The sequence below is a fragment of the Pseudomonas sputi genome (assembly GCF_021603585.1).
Lineage (GTDB): Bacteria > Pseudomonadota > Gammaproteobacteria > Pseudomonadales > Pseudomonadaceae > Aquipseudomonas > Aquipseudomonas sputi.
Genome location: NZ_BQHI01000057.1, coordinates 1 through 1539 on the forward strand (window position 1 = coordinate 1; position 1539 = coordinate 1539).

General features: G+C 54.1%; 1 protein-coding gene and 1 rRNA gene. One reads left to right on the forward strand and one right to left on the reverse strand.

Features of this window, described 5'->3' with window-relative positions; translation table 11 throughout:
- Positions 1–178 precede the first annotated feature (178 nt).
- Positions 179–1357 carry a PepSY-associated TM helix domain-containing protein gene (locus tag L6D81_RS29250; RefSeq protein ID WP_236182996.1) on the forward strand — a complete coding sequence of 393 codons (1179 nt, stop codon included), beginning with the start codon at positions 179–181 and terminating at the stop codon, positions 1355–1357.
- Positions 1358–1429: 72 nt separating this feature from the next.
- Here the strand turns inward: L6D81_RS29250 and rrf are convergent.
- Positions 1430–1539: ribosomal RNA gene (gene rrf / locus L6D81_RS29255) — 5S ribosomal RNA — on the reverse strand; the annotation flags it as partial.

Sequence of the window (1539 nt, forward strand, 5' to 3'; positions counted from 1 at the left end):
AAAGTATTAATATCGCGCATAAGAACGCCGGTTTGTTAGATGTGTTTGCTCGCACGAACATCATCAACCAAATCGGCGTTCTTGTTTCTATGTTTCCCGGGATTCCGTGAAGAACCATAAAAAAGCCAGCCCCAGATTTCCGGGGCTGGCTTTGTCGTATCTGGGGGGGGAATTTTTCATGCGTTCGTTTATGGTTTTGTTGCACCGGTATATCGGGTTGGCCACCGCGGTTTTTCTACTGCTGGCCGGGATCACCGGGAGCATTCTGGCGTTCAATCATGAGCTGGATGAGTGGTTGAATCCGGAGTTTTACACAGCGTCGGCCGAGGGTACTCGTCTACCGCCAGGTGAGTTGGTGGATGCGGTGCAATCGTTACATCCGAAGTTGCAGGTCTGGTACATGGAGTACCCGAATGAGGCAGGCCACACGGCATTACTGGCGGCGGTTCCGCGCAATGATCCGGCGACGGGTGAACCGTTTAAAGAACGCAATCAGGTGTTCTACCTCGATCCGGTCAGTGGCGAGCAAAAAGGCCAGCGTTACTGGGGCGAGTGTTGTTTCCAGCGTGAGAACTTCGTTCCGTTCATTCTCGAGTTTCACTACAACCTTACACTCCCAGGTAACTGGGGTTTGCTGTTGATGGGGTTGGTGGCCGTAGCTTGGGTGATCGACTGCTTCATCGCCCTCTGGCTGACATTGCCGCGGGGTAAACCGTTCTGGAAGAAGTGGTCGAGCGCCTGGAAGATCAAAGGCGGGCATGCCTATCGACTCAACTTCGATCTCCATCGGGCAGGGGGCTTGTGGCTGTGGTTATTATTGCTGCCGATCGCCGTCAGCAGCGTGGCGATGAACCTGCCGAGCCAGGTCTTCAAACCGGTGGTGTCGTTGTTTTCCCCGATTGAACCGAGCGTGTATGAGGCTCGAGGGCGAATGCCTGCCGAAGATCTGGGGATCACCCGATTGAGTTATCAACAGGCGTACGAAAGGGCACAGCAGGAGGGAAAAAGGTTGGGGCTGACAGCAGCGATCGGCGAGTTGTATTACAGCTTTGAGTACAACTTCTACGGTGCGGGGTTCGGACAGCATGACACCGAGGCCCACGGTAAATCCTGGTTGTTCTTCCACGGTACGGACGGACGATTATTGGGGCAGGAGATTGCAGGAGAAGGGACGTTGGGAGAGCAGTTTTATCGGCTGCAGTTGCCGATACATGGGGGACGGATCATAGGCTTCACGGGACAGGTGATGATCGCAGTATTGGGTGTTCTTATTGCAGGATTGTCGGGAACTGGCGTCTACATCTGGTGGCGCAAGTGGCAGGCTCGTCGGAGCAGCAAGGCACGCCGAGCGGTTTGAGACAGGTTTTTGGTGTTCCCTGAAACGACAAAACCCCTATCTGCATTAGCAAACAGGGGTTTCGGAATTTAATCTTGACGATGACCTACTCTCACATGGGGAAACCCCACACTACCATCGGCGATGCATCGTTTCACTTCTGAGTTCGGGATGGGATCAGGTGGTTCCAACGCTCTATGGTC

Coding starts and splice junctions, on each gene's coding strand:
- L6D81_RS29250 (WP_236182996.1), top strand. CDS start 179: ATGCGTTCGTTTATGGTTTTGTTGCACCGGTATATCGGGTTGGCCACC.